The organism is Bacillus sp. JS (assembly GCF_000259365.1).
GTDB lineage: Bacteria > Bacillota > Bacilli > Bacillales > Bacillaceae > Bacillus > Bacillus stercoris.
In genome coordinates, this window is record NC_017743.1 from 2309363 (window position 1) to 2323990 (window position 14628).

The following is a 14628-nucleotide window of genomic DNA, read 5'->3' on the forward strand; positions in this document are numbered from 1 at the left end:
ACATGCTCCCTTTCAGAGAATAGTATACACCTTCATCTGATCTGTGCATAGAATAAACGTTATGTTTTTCCATGTTTTTTACCGAAAAAAAAACTGCTGTGAAATCAGCAGTTTTCCGTTGCATTCTTATGAAAAATGAGTTTGTATCGTCTCAACGGCATTACCGTCCATAATGAGCTTACCATACTCTTGCAGGCGATAAATCGTTAAAGTTGTCGGATTGCCGTATTCAGCCAGAACCGCCACAACCCCCTCAGCCGTATGTGACCCCAGATCTTCAAGGCTTAAAAAGTACTGCCCGTCATAGTGGTAAACAGTTCCCCCTGTGATACCGATTCGCTGTAAGCTTTCTGAAAGCTGAATGATATCTTCAAAGGAATGGAATTGATATATGATGTCCGCGCTTTCATCAAGCTTGACTTGCATTTCGATGTAATCATCATCATACTCATCGTCTTCTGAATCGGCGTCTTGGTTCTTTGTTACGATCACGACCATCCCTTGTGCTTGGAGAGAATACACTTCCACTGCAATCGGTCCATTCGCTTCAAAGCCGAGCTCTGTATTTGCTTCATTCATCATATCTTTAAATAACTGGTGGACTTTAAATGAGTCCTTCCAGAGGTCTTCTTTTGTCAATCCCCGGTCTGTCAAATCATCGAGGGTTAAAAAGATTTTGATCTTATTATAATTCAGACGCTCAAGCCGCATAACGTTCCCTCCTGCCTCTACTTGCACACAAATCATATAACACATTATATGAGATGATGAGTCATAGGTTCTTAATTGTTATCAGTTTACACTGAGTTCACTAGTAAGACAAGCACAATGCAGTTTTTATTGCCATATGGATTTTCGCTTTTTAGAAGTTACTCTGGTCCGCAAAGAGTCACAATGTGTGTTTCAGGCTCAGCACCTAAACGCAGAGGCACTTTTGTCGTGCCGTAGCCGTTGCTGATCAGATAAGCCGCATTTTTAACAATGCCTGTTTTCCCCAGTTCATAAGGGCCAAATTTCCCAAACCTGATCTGACCTCCATGGGTATGTCCGCTGAATATCACATCAATACCGTCACCTTCATTGATTTGCTCATGAATCTCCGGATTATGACAAACTAGAATATTCAGCTGGCTTTTGTCAAGTTCTTTAATGGCTTCCTCATAATGATCCATCTCCATCCTGATATCATCAACCCCGGCAATCGCAATCGTATGGCCGTTGTACGAAAACGGAACTGACTCATTCCTCAGAGTGATGACACCGTGCGCTTTGAATATGGAATACAGCTTATGCTGTTTGACTTCATAATCATTATTCCCCCACACAAATACAACAGGAACTCCTAAATCAGCGAGCCTTTTGATGTTTTCCTCAATTCTCGCAATAGGCACCCCGCCCTCAGCTAAATCTCCGCCGATGATTACGAGGTGAGGGGCATGGCTTCGCGCTTTTTCCAAAAGGTCTTGATCGATAAGACGTTTGTGAATATCCGAAATAAAAAAGATGGTAAGTGGCGGCTTGCCCTTCATTTTTGATAAAGGAAACGTATGTGTTTTTAAATGGTTGCCTTTTGCAGTTGAATACATTTTTGCCGTCATTGCCGCTGCCGCAACAGTCAGCACACTGGTAATTTTCACTGATAGCTTCATAAAAACTCTCCATTCTTTTTTAGAACTTATCAATAAGACGGACAATAAAAAAAGACGTTTCTACCGTTTGAGAAAACGCCCGATTTTATTTACTTTCAAAATATAGATTAATGTCATATCTGTGCTTCATCATTTGAAAAACAGACTCTCTCGCCTTCCATTTATCCGGCTGCGGCCAAAGATCAGTGCTCTTCTGAATAATTTCGCATCTCAGTTTATGGAAATCACCCTCAGCTTTTTCTTCCTTTTTCTTAAAGTAATATGAAGTGCAGTATGCAAAAGCGGTTGCCATCATCCAAAATAAATAAAAGGTATGGCTGAGCATTTCTTGAAGTATGAGCTGAGGCGCCGGGCTTTTGACCATAATCATAAGACATAATAAGCCTAAGCAAATAAGTGAAGCCCATCGCCATCTGCGGCATTGCAACGCATAATTTTCAAATTTTTGTTTTCGCTTCACCAGCGCTTGGAGCATCTGTTTGGTCGGCGCGTCTGTAAACTGATCCAGCTGATTCCATAAGGATTCCATACGCTTCACACCTTGTCCATTTTCATTGCTACAATATATGAACGTAAAAGAAAAAAAATGCCCTATTCATCCATTAAGGGGATGTCCAAAACTTGTCCGGTGTAAACATCATTTCCATTCAGATGATTATACGCCCGAATTTTTTCTTCTCCTGTCCGGCTTTTATAATACTTCATGGAAATGCGGTATAACGTTTCTTTCTTTTGAACGGTGTGCTTGACAATGCGATTCGGCTCAGGTTGAGCTGGCTCAGCCGGCTTCTGTTGCTGTTCTTGCCGTTGTACTGTTGATTGGGAAGAGGAAGCAGCCGCGGCGGTTGCTTCCTCCTTATTTGCCGAGTCTTCTTTTTCCGCTACAGCAGTCTGTTTTTGATCAGCAGCAGATTTTGCCGGCTCTTTCGCCTTTGAATCCTCAAGCTTTTTTTTTGACTCCTTTTGCAGTGCTGTCTCTTTGGTGTCTTTAGTGTCGGCATTGTTTTTATCCTCTGATTTCGGGACAACCTCGTATTTGCTTTGGCTGCTGTCGATAAAAACATCTTCATAATCGTCATGATTATCCGGGTGGCTCTTTAAATAAAATAAGGTAACTAAAACGATAACCGGCACAAATACAAATAGTACAGCGAGTACTGTAAATAATGGCGTTTTTGTTTTGCCTTGCTTTTTTTTCTGTTCTCTTTGATTTTTTACGGATTGTCTTGTCGGGAGGCTTTCACCATCATCATCGACATAATCGTCCGCCAATGCGGCATTTTGATCTTCATAAAGATTCTGGGCTTTTCTTCTCTCTACTCTCGACATGTTCGTCATGTTTATCCCTCCTCACATGTTGAAAACGAATCTGACAGGCAAACACGGCATCAATGATAAAATGTGCCGTCATCGGAACAAATAAGTTACCGGTCCATTCATACATCAGACCAAGTAAAAAGCTGATTGCTGTCACCATAATAAATAACAGCCATTTTGACAAATACCGAAAGTGCAGAACGGCAAAGATAAGGCTGGCCGCCCAAAAACCGATATGAGTCTGCAGCACTCCTCTGAATAACATTTCTTCCGCGAAAGCAATCAGAAGCGTTAAAAATATAATATGAGGGATTGACCTCTTACTGAATATTTTTTTATTGATTCCGCCGTCATCATATAAATGATGTGGGCACCATTTCATTATTGCCATATCGGCTAAAATAACAATAACCGCTATAGAAACACCATACCAGATGATCCGCATATCGCGAATGTCCCAGAGCTTTAATACATCCCGTATATCCTCAAAAAAGAACAGCCCTACTGCAGCTGCGGCAAAGATGATGAGTAGCTGCGTCAAATATAACTGCTTCAGCATATCACGGTCAGACATATGCTGAATATAATCTTTTTGCTGTTTCAGTTCAGCTCACCTACAGTCTGCAAGCTGAATATCCGGTGCAATTCCGAACTCCAGCTGTTTAATGGCGCCCTTTTACTCCGTTCCCCTATTTGTTCATACAAGGATAAATCAAAACCGCAATGAGAACAGCACGGGAAGTTTCCGGCATCTGGCTCGTACGATTCATCAAAGTAGGTTAACAGTGACTGCCTTAAACAGCCCTCACGCTGAAGCAGAAAAGATACACGGCGCATTTTTTCCAGCTTCAGCTCCATGCGGTATGAAATTTCTTTCTTCATCAGTTCAACTGACGTTTTCCCCTGCATAAAGAGATGAATCATCATACGGGCCTGTGTCTCTCCGGCGCCATACTGCATTAATACGTCACGCAGTCTTCTCTCATCCCGCTCCTCCGTCTTCTCTAGCACACGGATCACGTCGGCGATTTCTTCAGCTGTGACACTCTCCATTTGGATAATCTGCTCCTGCAATTCAAAATCCCCTGGCGCCCGCAGCAAAATGCTGACACTCGGCTTTCCATCGCGGCCCGCTCTGCCGATTTCCTGCATAAAAGCTTCAGCCGTCTGCGGAAGGTGAAAATGAATCACATATCTGATATCAGGTTTATCGACACCCATTCCAAACGCATTCGTACAACATATCACATCAAGCTGGTTATGAATAAACTGCTGCTGAATTAAAATTCTGTCACCTGACTCCAAACCGCCATGGTAAAAGTCTGCTCTGCTGCTTGTTTTGCTTTTAATTTCACCAGCTAATTCCTCAGCCCATTTCCGTGTCGGACAATAAACAATTCCCGGACCTTGCAGGTTTTCAACCAGCTGAATGACCCTATCTATTTTTTCAGCCGCATCCGCCGCATTTTCAACCCTCAGTGCGATATTCGGGCGATTGACTGAGTTGAGATGCTGGTCAGCATGCTGCAGCTCCAGCAGGTTCATGACATCTTGCAGCGTATCCTTTGTAGCCGTAGCAGTCAATGCCAAAACGGGCGGGTGTCCCAATATTTTTCTCAGTTGTCCGAGCTTTGAATAGTCAGGCCTGAAGTCGTGGCCCCATTCAGATATACAATGTGCTTCATCAATAACAAATAGGCTGATCGGGACGTTTTTCAATTTTTCCAATACATATGGAGACTGCAGGGCCTCAGGGGACAAGTACAAAAATTTATAGCGATGAATATGTTCTAAAACAAATTGTCTTTCCTGCCTGTTAAGCATGCTGTTCAAAGCGGCCGCACGCTTTTCTCCTCGGGCTTTCAGCTGCTGTACCTGATCTTCCATTAAAGAAAGCAGTGGAGAAACGATTAATACCATGCCGTCAAGCATATAACCAGGCAGCTGGTAGCAAAGCGATTTCCCTCCCCCAGTCGGGAGCATTGCAATGGTATCCTTCCCGCTGAGAATACTTCTAATAATGTCCTCCTGCCCTTTTTTAAAGGAAGTAAAACCAAAATAATGATGTAACGTTTGCTGTAATCTACTCATATTGCTGCACCTGCTTTGTCAATGCCAGTCTGATTTGAAAGTAGCTGAACCGCTGCCCCAGACCGTCACGAATTTGTTTGATTTTGTTCGTCCGCATCCGTTTGGCAAACGCTGCAATTTGGATTTGATCTTCTGCTGATACATAGTCATTAATTATAAACGCAGGCTCGTGAAGAGAAATCTCAACAATATGGTCTTCGATCGTCGCTGTTTTCAGCTTTCTGATTTCGGCAATTCGATGTATCGGGAAACCTTGTTTGACCATCTGCCATGTTTTCCTCGTTGACTCTGTCAGGGCATTATCTAAATGCACATCAGAAAGTAGATCCTTTAACAAAGCATCTTCACACTCGGGAAGAGAATGAATAAAATAATGTACCGAAGCCCAAAACATGATATAGACATACCATTCATCTTCTTTCAGCGTGTCAGCAAGCTGCCTGCTCGTATAACCGATCCGATCGTGCGAGGTTAAGGAGTAGACAAAAATTTGCGCTGCTTTGTCTTCGATCTTTTTCAAATGCGCCTCAAGCATGGCGAAAAGGCTCCTTGCCATCTCTTTATGATCCGTATGCCGGGACAGGTATTTCTTTACCCAGTGAAGTGTCTTGTAATCCTTTGTGACAGGAATATATCGCCTGCTCCCTTTCTGCTTATGGGATAAGACCTGCACAAGCAGCGAAAGCCTTTTCCAAAGCACGCTGGCAGCCTGCTGATAATGAGCACCGTGGCAATAAACGGGCCAAGGCCGCTCACTAAGGGCATGCCTCAAAACTCCTTCGCCGCTGGCTGTTACTTTGTATGTATCTGTTTCAGACAAAGGCGCGAGATATGAATGCTTTTCAAGCTTGTCAAGCGACGCAGAAATATCGTTTCTCGAACATTGCGCCGCCATTCCAAAGTATTTTGCAGTCTGAAATAAGCCGGCATCTTGAATGGTTTGTGACGATCTCTTGCCTTTGAATAGGTGAAAAACAGCGCTACCCGACCGTTCCCCATTTATTTTGCAAAGGCAATCGAGAACCATAATATCGAAGTAATTTAATGACAACCTATTCACCCACATTCTTCCTGACAAAAATCGTTGATTTGCTCTTTTTATTTTAACAGATTTCAAACAGAAATCGACGTTTAAAGTCATCATTAAGGGGGATGTTATGTAGATAACCCCTTATGTGATAAGCATTCTCAATCATTTTTCTGTTGAAATGTGGCAGCAACATCATTACAATAAGTAAGAGGAATAGGTGTTAAATTGATTAAATTATAAAGATTGATCCATTTGTTCCACCAAGAACAATCTGGGAGGTTTTATTCATGGCAAAGTACACAATCGTAGACAAAGATACATGTATTGCATGCGGCGCTTGCGGAGCTGCTGCACCAGACATTTACGATTACGATGATGAAGGCATCGCGTTCGTAACGCTTGACGAAAACAAAGGTGTTGTCGAAGTTCCTGAGGTACTGGAAGAAGATATGATTGACGCATTTGAAGGATGCCCTACTGATTCCATCAAAGTGGCGGATGAGCCATTTGAAGGCGACCCGCTTAAATTTGAATAGAAGTAACAAAAAAAGCTCCCCGGCGGGAGCTTTTTTATTTAATGGATATGTGCACTTCGCTGCTGCTCAATCCATGGCTTAAGCTTGATAAAAATAAGTGAGAAAACAACCGTAATCACAATACCTTTTATCATGTTAAACGGCAGGATACCCGCGACGACTGCTGTTTTCAGCGCGCTGTCGGATAATGCCGGTGAATGTAAAAACCACGTGTATGCAGGAAGAATCAGAACATAATTTAAAATACTCATCAAAATGGTCATCGCTGCAGTTCCCAAAAGCAGGCTGACAGCCAAGCCCTTTGCTGAGTTGAGCTTTTTAAATAAGAAAGCAGTCGGCAATATAAAGAGTGTTCCTGCAATAAAATTCGCAATTTGCCCAACAGGAACTCCTGCCATGCTTCCCTGAATGATATACTGAAGAACATTTTTTATCGCTTCTACGGCAATACCCGCCAAAGGTCCGTAAATCAGAATGGCAATAATAGCGGGAACATCGCTAAAATCGATTTTTAAATAATCCGGAAGACCCGGAAACGGGAAATTTAACAGCATCAAAACAAATGCAATGCTGCTCAGCATACTGACCACAACTAATTTTTTTACTTTCACTTCACTCTCTCCTTTTCGATCACATCTTACTCGAAAACGGAAAGGTCCTTTTCCAGCCAATAAAAAAACCGCTTCATATATAAAAGCGGGGTTTCGAAAATTAGGCTAGGCAAAGAAACGTTTGAAAACTTTAATTTCAAAACGCTTATGAACCTCCATCTTCTCCCATCCAGACTGTACTGTCGGCTCCGGAATCTCACCGAATCCTGCTGTAAAAACAGCTCGCGGGCTTAGAGCCATTGGCTCATCACCGCCGGTAGGGAATTTCACCCTGCCCCGAAGATTGATCATATGAAATTTAGTTCCATTATAAACGATAACTGGTTGGCTGTATAGAGAATTGCTTCAAATTATAAATATTGTCTATAAGCTGTCAGAACATTGATATATTAGGCTTTACTTTTATCCTTTACTGCGTCAATACACGTTGACACTCTTTTGAGAATATGTTAAATTATCAGATATTTAGTTTGTCAATTTAGGAGGAAATCTAACGATGTTTCGAGTATTGGTCTCAGACAAAATGAGCAACGACGGTTTACAGCCACTTATTGAATCAGACTTTATTGAAATCGTTCAAAAAAACGTAGCAGATGCAGAAGATGAATTACATACTTTTGATGCTCTTTTGGTGCGAAGCGCGACAAAAGTAACAGAAGACCTTTTCAACAAAATGACTTCTTTAAAAATTGTCGGAAGAGCCGGTGTCGGTGTCGATAATATCGATATTGATGAGGCAACTAAACACGGGGTAATCGTGATCAACGCTCCGAACGGCAACACCATTTCAACAGCTGAGCATACATTTGCGATGATCTCTTCTTTAATGAGACATATTCCTCAGGCTAATATCTCAGTGAAATCCAGAGAGTGGAACCGTACAGCTTACGTCGGTTCAGAGCTTTATGGAAAAACACTTGGTATTGTAGGATTAGGCCGAATCGGAAGCGAAATTGCACAGCGTGCGAGAGCGTTCGGTATGACTGTGCACGTTTTTGATCCTTTCTTAACGGAAGAAAGAGCGAAAAAAATCGGCGTAAACAGCCGTACATTTGAAGAAGTGCTAGAAAGTGCGGATATTATAACTGTTCACACGCCTTTAACAAAAGAAACAAAAGGCTTATTGAATAAAGAAACGATTGCAAAAACGAAAAAAGGTGTTCGCTTAATTAACTGTGCGCGAGGCGGTATTATCGATGAAGCTGCACTTCTCGAAGCTTTGGAAAGCGGGCATGTTGCCGGAGCGGCGCTTGACGTTTTCGAAGTTGAACCGCCAGTTGACAACAAACTCGTTGATCATCCATTAGTCATTGCCACTCCTCACCTGGGAGCATCAACGAAAGAAGCACAGCTCAATGTCGCGGCACAAGTGTCAGAAGAAGTTCTGCAGTTCGCAAAAGGTCTACCTGTTATGTCAGCTATTAACCTGCCTGCTATGACAAAAGATGAATTCGCTAAAATTAAACCCTACCATCAAATTGCAGGAAAAATTGGCAGCCTTGTATCACAGTGCATGAAAGAACCGGTACAGGATGTTGCCATTCAATATGAAGGCACAATTGCCAAACTTGAAACATCGTTCATTACAAAAGCCCTTTTGTCAGGCTTTTTAAAACCGCGCGTTGACTCTACTGTTAATGAGGTCAATGCCGGAGGTGTCGCAAAAGAACGCGGCATTAGCTTCAGTGAAAAAATTTCCTCTTCTGAATCTGGATATGATAACTGCATCAGCGTAAAAGTGACAGGAGACCGAAGCACCTTTACTGTAACGGCTACGTATATTCCTCATTTCGGGGAACGTATTGTCGAGATCAACGGATTTAATATCGATTTTTATCCGACAGGTCACTTGGTATATATCCAGCATCAAGATACAACAGGTGTGATTGGCCGAGTAGGACGTATTCTCGGGGATAACGATATTAACATTGCAACCATGCAGGTTGGCCGTAAGGAAAAAGGCGGAGAAGCCATCATGATGCTTTCCTTTGACAGACATCTGGAAGATAAAATTGTGAAAGAACTAACAAATGTCCCTGATATTGTGTCTGTGAAGCTCATAGATCTGCCATAATCAAAAAAACTCAAGCTATATAGCTTGAGTTTTTTTATTGTTCTATTCTCGTGTGTTTTTATGCAAAATGTCTAAGACACTCCTTAGCTCAGAAACAGGTATTTGGCCTGGTGCCGACGCCTCTTCTCCCGCGCCAAAAGTACAGGCCGATCCAAAAATCTCACCGCTCAGCCTGCTGATAAGCCCTGTTGCAGCCATTGACATTGTAATAATGGGACGGTCTGCATATTTTGTTTTCATTGTATACGTCGCATCAAGCAGCGTTAAAAGATCTCCTGTATCATTCGGCATGACAGCCATTTTTGGAATATGCGCGCCTAAATCCTGCATTTTTCGAAGTCTGGAAAGAATTTCATCTTTTGCAGGTGTTTTCTCAAAGTCGTGATTTGACATCACCACATAGACGTTGTTTTCTTCCGCCAGTGACACTAACGATTTTACATGTGCATCTCCTGTAAATAATTCGATGTCTATCAGATCGATGTCTTTTGTTTGGATTGCCGATTCCAGCAAAGCAAGATAGAAGCTTTCGTCTATTTCCAGGCTTCCTCCTTCTTTATGGGTTCTGAATGTAAATAGAAATAGCTCGTCCGCTAAAGACTTACGAAGCTTAGAAATCATCTTTGTGACCGCTTCTCTGTCATTCGCTTTTTCAAATACGTCAACTCGCCACTCTACAATATCCGGATTCAGAAGTTTTACAACTTCTGCTTCATTCAAAATTTGTTTTTCCGTTTTCCCCATCAGCGGAACGATGATTTTCGGCATCCCTTCTCCGATGGAAACTCCTTTAATCGTTAACACGTTCACTTGTCTCAAATCCTTTCAATCGTTACCTTGTTTTATTATACACGCACAACTTTTTTTTGAAAATTTCTATTATATGAACAGCAACTAAAAAAGAGCCTCAAAAGGCCCTTTTTAGTTTAAGAAAATCGGATTTGGAGCAGCTGGCACCGGTATTGCATCTGATATGTCATATTTGCCGATTTTTTTCGTTCTGGTTTCCGTAAAGGTCACTTCTGTGAAGCCAAACTCTTTTGCAGTTAAAAGTAGTCCCTCAATCATTAAAATACCGGCAATAGAATCATCAACTTCTGAGTCCTTTGAGAAGCGGATATATAAGTGTTTCTGTTTCTTCGTTACAGATTGGACAGCACCCGCTTGAATAAGAGGTGTCGTATCTTCTTGGCTGGTCGATTCCATTTCCATAATCGCTTCTTTTACTGTATCAAAAGAATTTTTTGACGGAACGAGAAAGTCTTGTCCCTGTTTATTTTGGTATAAGTAGTAGGATCGTTTTGACTGTTTGGGAATCGTAATTTCCGTAAAAGTGCCATATGAGCCAATCCGAACCCCAGGCTCATTTTGATCCGAAAGAAATTTTACTTTTTCATAAGGACTCCATTTTAAGGATTCTTTCAGCAATTTTTTTAACAGTGTATCATCTTTTACAGAAAAAGCCGTAATAGGCTGATGGACTCGTACACTTAATTCCTTCTGCTTTGGGTTTTCCTTTATTTCTACTTCATCTATGAAGGATGGAATCGTAATGGCATGATCAAAGATATCCAATTCACTACTTACAAACAGCATATCCTGTATCGTTTGGTATGCATTTGTTTTTTGGATGCTGATGGGTATGATTGCGGATGTATCGGCATCAGCAACCGCTACAGTGATGTAATTGTCTTGTTCCTTTTCAGGTACAACATACGATGTCTGATCCAGGGATGATGCAGCTTTTGGGCTGTCTTCTGTCTCAGTTTTCGTTACTGCGTGCTCTTGGGACGCTTCTTTTTGTTGAGGCTGTGCCTGATCAAAGAAATGAGGAGAAATAATGAAGGTGATATAAACCGCAATTGCAGCGGCACACGCGGGGCCAATCCACCTGACAGCGGGCTTTTTTTTACGCTTTGCCATCGTCAGCCGCTTGTAAATATCCTGAGGCGAACGATGGTCTTTAACTGCCGGAAGTTGACTTAGCAACTCCTTTATCTGTTCTTCGTTCCATTCTGACTTCATCATCCATTAGCTCCTCCCTCAAAAGCTCCATATGTTTCCGAAGTACTTTGAGCCCTCTGTGTTGGGTCGTTTTTACTTTGCTTTCCGAGAAGCGCAGAGCCTTGGCTGTTTCCTGTATTGAATATCCCTGAATAAACCGCAAGATAATCACAGCTCTTTGATCGATCGTACATTGATCAAGTGCAGCATAAATTTCCCGGGCATTTTCATGTTGAACCGCAAGTTCGTCCGGAAGCAATTGCTGATCCCTGACATCCTGTGTATCCCAGTCAAATGTGCCAAGTATACGCTGTCTGATCGTTTGCTGTTTACGGAACCAGTCTATCGCTACATGGCGTGCGATAGACAAAAGCCATGTTTTTTCACTGCTTCTTCCTTCAAACGTATGATAAGAATTTAATACACGGATATAAACCTCTTGAAGAAGATCTTCTGTCTGGTTTTTATCCTTTATCATATAAAATAAAAATTGGTACAAATCTTGATGATATGTATCATATAATAATTGAAAGGTTTCTTCCATTTGAAACCCCTCCGTTCACTTTTTTGTCGTATGAATAGCTTGAAAAGTTACATTACAACTATATTACGAGAAACTGGAATTTGGAAGGGAATTTATATTAACATATCCTTAAATTTTATTAATGTTGGCTATTAAAAAAACACCCGCTCAATCAGCGGGTGTTTCTTATGGAACAAGATTCTTCGGCAAATTCAGACTCGATTTTACCGTTTTGTCGGAATATAAAAAGTAAATGTTGTTCCTTTATCTATTCGGCTGTGCACAGTAATCGATCCGTTGTGGGCTTCTACGATATTTTTAACGATAGCCAGCCCTAGACCGGTTCCTGCTCTGCCCCTTGTTCGCGCTTTATCTGCCTTATAAAACCGCTCAAAGATAAATGGCAGATCTTCTTCTGGTATGCCGGATCCGGAGTCTTTGATATCAACTTTCAATCCATCCTTTACAGAATGGACTGTAATGGAGACAATGCCGCCAGATGAAGTATGACGCAGCGCGTTATCGATCAAATTGGTAAATACCTGCTCCATCTTGTCCTCATCAAACATAAATTCCTCTTCTGCGAGAGAAATGTCATGATGTAAAGCAATATCTTTTTCTTTAGCAACACCGGAAAACTTCCGAATAATCTTCTCTAAAAATTCATTGACATTGATTTTTTCATAATGCAAACCTGTATGGCCTGATTCCATTCGGGCTAAATCAAGCAAATCATTAACTAGTCGGCCCATTCGGAGCGATTCGTCATAAATGATTTGGGCGATTTCTTTCCGGTCTTCTTCAGAGCTTGCAATGTCATCAACAATCGCTTCACTGTATCCCTGAAGCATAGAGATCGGTGTTCTCAGCTCATGACTGACATTTGCGATAAAGTCCTCCCGCAGTTTATCAAGGCGGCGTTCTTCAGTCATGTCACGCAGTACGGCAACTGCTCCTCTGACGTGCGATTCCGCGTAAAGCGGCGACATCAAAAGCACCCATGATCTGCCTTGCAGCGTCATCTCAATCATTTGTTCTTTTTCAGTGCTGACAGCATTTTGGAACAGTTCTTTTGCTTCAGGCGGAAGGTTGTCGCCTTCTTTGATATTCATGTTCTGCTCATAATACCAAGCCTGAAGAAAACGTTCAGCAGGCGGGTTGGTCACAAGAATCGTACCGTCAATATTAATGGTAATAACCCCGTCAGCCATACTGCTCAAAATGTTAGAAAGCTGCTCTTTTTCTTGATTGAGCGCATTGATATGAAAGTTAAGCTGCCGGCCCATTTGATTAAAAGCGGTCGCAAGTTCACCGATTTCATCCTGGGTTAAAATCGGGATTTTTGTATCGAACTTGCCCTTCGCCAAATCCTGCGCGCCTTCTCTCATTTTTCGGAGCGGGTACGTGACCCTGCTTGATAAAAAGAATGCGAAAAATGTGGTCAGCACAATCGCGATCCCCGCGGCAAGAAAAATATAGCGGGTCGTATGTTTTGTTGTATCTTTAACGGCAAGCAAAGACTGGGATAAAAAGACCATGCCTTTCTTTCCGTCTTTTTCATACGGGACACCTACAATCAAGCGTTCATTATCCGTATCTGTATCACTCAGTCCCGTTCGTTTGCTTACTTTTTTATGATCTCGGAGAGCTTTATTTAAGTCTTTGTCATGCTGTATTTGCTCAACCGTAATAGACGACAGGCGATTTTTGTCATTGGGAGAATACCAGTACTTCTTCTCATCCTGGATGATGGCAATGCTTGTTAAGTTATCAGCGAGCTCCCAAGTGATTGACCGTGCCAGTGCCTGGTCCTCGTGATTTTCCAAGATGACAGCTACTTTATTCGCAAGCTGTGTTAAATCATTCTCGGCTTCTTCCACATGGTAGTTTTCAATAAACTCCAGCAAAAGAACCGTTAAAATGAACAATACGATCAAGACGAGTGAAAGGATCGTAAACCACAGCTTGCCTACTACGCTTTTCCAAAATTTCATTCAGCGCCGACCTCAAATTTATAACCTACACCCCATACGGTGACAATTTTTTTCGCAGCTTCCGGAGATACCTTGTTCAGCTTCTCTCTCAGGCGTTTGACGTGAGTGTCCACTGTCCGTAAATCACCAAAAAACTCATATTGCCACACTTCTTTCAGAAGCTTTTCCCGATCATACACCTTGTCAGGCGTTTTCGCTAAGAAGTATAGAAGTTCATACTCTTTTGGCGTCAGGCTTACTTCCGTTCCATCAGCCGTTACGCGGTGAGCATCATGGTCAATGGACAAATGTGAAAACACGAGCACATTTTTCGTCGGTGTATTGGCATTGAAATAAGAGGTTTGGGATGCTCTTCTCAAAAGAGCCTTTACCCGCAGCACGACTTCTCTTGGGCTGAATGGCTTAACAATATAATCATCTGTGCCCGCTTCAAACCCCTGCACCCGGTTTGCTTCTTCTCCTTTTGCGGTCAGCATGATAATGGGTGTCGCTTTTTTTTCGCGAATTTGCCGGCACACTTCAATTCCGTCAGTTCCCGGCATCATCAGATCAAGCAAAATCAGATCATAATTGGCTTCAAGCCCTTTGGCAATGGCTTCATCACCATTTTCCGCTTCATCTATAACATAATTTTCACGTTCAAGATACATTCTTAAAAGGCGGCGAATTCTGGCTTCGTCATCAACTACTAATATTTTTGTTTCGTTCGTTTGGTCCATGTTTTCCCCCTGCTTTCCTTCTGTTACTTTCATTTTATCAAATCGTGAGAAAGTTTGAGAACTGTGTCGCTTTCAAAGGA

Annotated in this window: 15 protein-coding genes and 1 riboswitch; of the genes, 2 read left to right on the forward strand and 13 right to left on the reverse strand. The window is 42.0% G+C overall.

Features of this window, described 5'->3' with window-relative positions; translation table 11 throughout:
- Positions 1 to 126: 126 nt before the first annotated feature.
- The 7 genes from MY9_RS11535 to MY9_RS11565 form a co-directional block, all read right to left on the reverse strand.
- Positions 127 to 711 (reverse strand): genetic competence negative regulator, encoded by a 585-nt coding sequence (locus MY9_RS11535; protein WP_003230533.1) that lies wholly within the window; start codon positions 709 to 711, stop codon positions 127 to 129.
- Between the two features lie 158 nt (positions 712 to 869).
- The gene (locus MY9_RS11540; protein ID WP_014664435.1) at positions 870 to 1649 is read right to left on the reverse strand and encodes a metallophosphoesterase; all 780 of its coding nucleotides are present in this window, start codon (positions 1647 to 1649) and stop codon (positions 870 to 872) included.
- An 85-nt stretch (positions 1650 to 1734) separates the two neighbouring features.
- Positions 1735 to 2178 carry a YpbF family protein gene (locus MY9_RS11545; protein WP_014664436.1) on the reverse strand — a complete coding sequence of 148 codons (444 nt, stop codon included), beginning with the start codon at positions 2176 to 2178 and terminating at the stop codon, positions 1735 to 1737.
- A 62-nt stretch (positions 2179 to 2240) separates the two neighbouring features.
- Complete coding sequence (locus tag MY9_RS11550) at positions 2241 to 2987, reverse strand: LysM peptidoglycan-binding domain-containing protein (RefSeq protein ID WP_040082752.1); 747 nt, start codon at positions 2985 to 2987, stop codon at positions 2241 to 2243.
- Positions 2938 to 3540: a CPBP family intramembrane glutamic endopeptidase gene (locus MY9_RS11555; RefSeq protein WP_014664438.1), complete on the reverse strand. Its 603-nt coding sequence runs from the start codon at positions 3538 to 3540 to the stop codon at positions 2938 to 2940. The genes MY9_RS11550 and MY9_RS11555 overlap by 50 nt, the downstream gene beginning before the upstream one ends.
- Positions 3541 to 3566: 26 nt before the next feature.
- Positions 3567 to 5057 carry a RecQ family ATP-dependent DNA helicase gene (locus tag MY9_RS11560; protein WP_014664439.1) on the reverse strand — a complete coding sequence of 497 codons (1491 nt, stop codon included), beginning with the start codon at positions 5055 to 5057 and terminating at the stop codon, positions 3567 to 3569.
- Positions 5050 to 6108 carry a helix-turn-helix domain-containing protein gene (locus MY9_RS11565; protein WP_014664440.1) on the reverse strand — a complete coding sequence of 353 codons (1059 nt, stop codon included), beginning with the start codon at positions 6106 to 6108 and terminating at the stop codon, positions 5050 to 5052. The genes MY9_RS11560 and MY9_RS11565 overlap by 8 nt, the downstream gene beginning before the upstream one ends.
- 266 nt (positions 6109 to 6374) lie before the next feature.
- On the opposite strand from MY9_RS11565, the gene MY9_RS11570 reads away from it, so the two are divergent.
- On the forward strand, positions 6375 to 6623 hold the full coding sequence (locus MY9_RS11570) for a ferredoxin (protein ID WP_003225461.1): 249 nt from the start codon (positions 6375 to 6377) through the stop codon (positions 6621 to 6623).
- Between the two features lie 38 nt (positions 6624 to 6661).
- On the opposite strand, the gene fmnP is transcribed toward MY9_RS11570, so the two are convergent.
- Positions 6662 to 7234: a riboflavin transporter FmnP gene (fmnP, locus tag MY9_RS11575; RefSeq protein ID WP_014664441.1), complete on the reverse strand. Its 573-nt coding sequence runs from the start codon at positions 7232 to 7234 to the stop codon at positions 6662 to 6664.
- A gap of 153 nt (positions 7235 to 7387) precedes the next feature.
- A riboswitch (FMN riboswitch) is annotated at positions 7388 to 7522 on the reverse strand.
- 208 nt (positions 7523 to 7730) lie between these two features.
- On the opposite strand from fmnP, the gene serA reads away from it, so the two are divergent.
- Positions 7731 to 9308: a phosphoglycerate dehydrogenase gene (gene serA, locus MY9_RS11585; RefSeq protein WP_014664444.1), complete on the forward strand. Its 1578-nt coding sequence runs from the start codon at positions 7731 to 7733 to the stop codon at positions 9306 to 9308.
- A gap of 42 nt (positions 9309 to 9350) precedes the next feature.
- On the opposite strand, the gene aroD is transcribed toward serA, so the two are convergent.
- From aroD to resD, 5 genes are all read right to left on the reverse strand, one after another.
- Positions 9351 to 10118: a type I 3-dehydroquinate dehydratase gene (aroD, locus tag MY9_RS11590; RefSeq protein ID WP_014664445.1), complete on the reverse strand. Its 768-nt coding sequence runs from the start codon at positions 10116 to 10118 to the stop codon at positions 9351 to 9353.
- Between the two features lie 111 nt (positions 10119 to 10229).
- Positions 10230 to 11336: an anti-sigma-X factor RsiX gene (gene rsiX, locus MY9_RS11595; RefSeq protein WP_041521367.1), complete on the reverse strand. Its 1107-nt coding sequence runs from the start codon at positions 11334 to 11336 to the stop codon at positions 10230 to 10232.
- On the reverse strand, positions 11272 to 11856 hold the full coding sequence (gene sigX / locus MY9_RS11600) for an RNA polymerase sigma factor SigX (RefSeq protein ID WP_014664447.1): 585 nt from the start codon (positions 11854 to 11856) through the stop codon (positions 11272 to 11274). Before sigX ends, rsiX begins: the two co-directional genes overlap by 65 nt.
- 203 nt (positions 11857 to 12059) lie before the next feature.
- Complete coding sequence (resE, locus tag MY9_RS11605; RefSeq protein WP_014664448.1) at positions 12060 to 13829, reverse strand: sensor histidine kinase ResE; 1770 nt, start codon at positions 13827 to 13829, stop codon at positions 12060 to 12062.
- Positions 13826 to 14548, reverse strand: a complete 723-nt coding sequence (resD, locus tag MY9_RS11610; RefSeq protein ID WP_040082743.1) for a DNA-binding response regulator ResD — start codon at positions 14546 to 14548, stop codon at positions 13826 to 13828. The genes resE and resD overlap by 4 nt, the downstream gene beginning before the upstream one ends.
- Between the last annotated feature and the right edge of the window lie 80 nt (positions 14549 to 14628).